The organism is Streptomyces sp. YS-3, assembly GCF_045257485.1.
In the GTDB taxonomy this organism is placed as follows: Bacteria; Actinomycetota; Actinomycetes; order Streptomycetales; family Streptomycetaceae; genus Streptomyces.
In genome coordinates, this window is sequence record NZ_JBJHPC010000983.1 from 1 (window position 1) to 1,447 (window position 1,447).

At 73.9% G+C, this 1,447-nt stretch carries 1 protein-coding gene; it reads left to right on the forward strand.

The features are described from left to right. Positions 1–786: 786 nt before the first annotated feature. Positions 787–1,447 (forward strand): MFS transporter (locus ACJA3G_RS36890; RefSeq protein ID WP_406557375.1); only part of this gene is annotated, 661 nt, incomplete at its 3' end.

The following is a 1,447-nucleotide window of genomic DNA, read 5'->3' on the forward strand; positions in this document are numbered from 1 at the left end:
TGCTGAGGGCGCGGTGGACGGCCTGCTCGGGCCCGGAGCCGCCTTCGCGCCACGGTCGGCGGGAGCCGGATCGGAGCCGCAGCCCGCGAGTGCCGCACTCAGAACGGCAATCGACAGCAGCTTTCGTACAGAAATGGTCACGGGCGGAAGCTATCCGATCATTTGCTGATCGGCGGGGTGCGTCGCCGTCGAGGCCCATATGTTTCCGGCCAATGAGTGAACCGGAGGGAACCACTCCGAGAATCCGGCGCCCGGCACGATCCTCCGACGCCCGCACATCGCCCCGGCGCGTTGTCCGGACCCGGCCGGGTGCCGTCCCGCCGCTGCCCGCCCGACCGGGCCCGGTTCGCCGCCGGGAAGACGCATATGCCGGTCGAGGTGCGCGATCCGGCATGTCTGGAGCGGGTGTTCGCCGCAGTGAAGCGAGAAGCGCGGACTCCGCCCGCGGCGCCGGCCGTGCGGACGTGGGCATTCCCTTTCCCTGCCGCGGGAGTCGGCGGACGCCTCCGCCGAGGCCGGGATCCGTACAGAGCAATCGGTTTCTTTGCCGAGCGCTTACGGAGTTCAATTCCGGCCTCGACGACACGGCCCTTGTCGCTCCGGTGGGCCCGTGGTTAGGCTCCCGCTCGTTTCGAATCCTGCACACTTTCTTCGCAACCTGACCAACTGTGGGGTGGCTGTGCGCGAACCAGGGTTATCGGCCTTGGCAGAGTTGTCACCGGACGGGCCGAAGCGGCCCGAACCGGCCGAGCCGGCGCAGCGGCCCTCCGTGCCGGTGGGGTGCTAGTGGGCTCCGCCACCGCGGCCACCGGCCGGGCGGCCGTCCGCGGGCCGCTGTCCCGGGACGTCCGGCTGTTCTGGTGCGCCAACGCCACCGACGCGCTCGGCACCCAGGCCTCCGGCGTCGTCCTGCCGCTGCTGCTCCTGGGCCTCGGCCACTCCGCCGCGACCGTCGGACTCGTCGCGGGCGTCTCCACCGCGGCCGGGCTGCTCCTCGCCCCCTTCGCCGCCGTGCCCGCCGACCGGGGCGCGCGCAAACCGGTGATGCTCTGGTCCGCTGCGGTCTCCGCGCTCGCCATGGGCGCCGTCGCCGTCGTCGCCGCCACGGGCCGCCCCCCGCTCGCCCTGCTCCTCGGCGCGGTTCTGGTGGAACGATTCTCCACGGCGGTGTACGAGGCCGCCGCCGCCGGCACCGTCGCGCTGATCGCCCCGCCCGCCGACAGCCCCCGGGTGGTGGCCGGACTCTCCGCCGGCGACCAGGGCGCGCTGGTCCTCGGCCCTGCCCTGGGCGGCGCGCTCTACCAGGCCTCCCGCGCCCTGCCCTTCGTCGCGGACGCGGTGTCGTACACGGTCGCGGCGGTCTGTGTGGGCGCCCTGAAGTCGGACCTGCGGCCGGGAGACGGGGGAGCGGCGGGAACCGGCCCGGAGCCGGGCCCGGGGGAAGCAC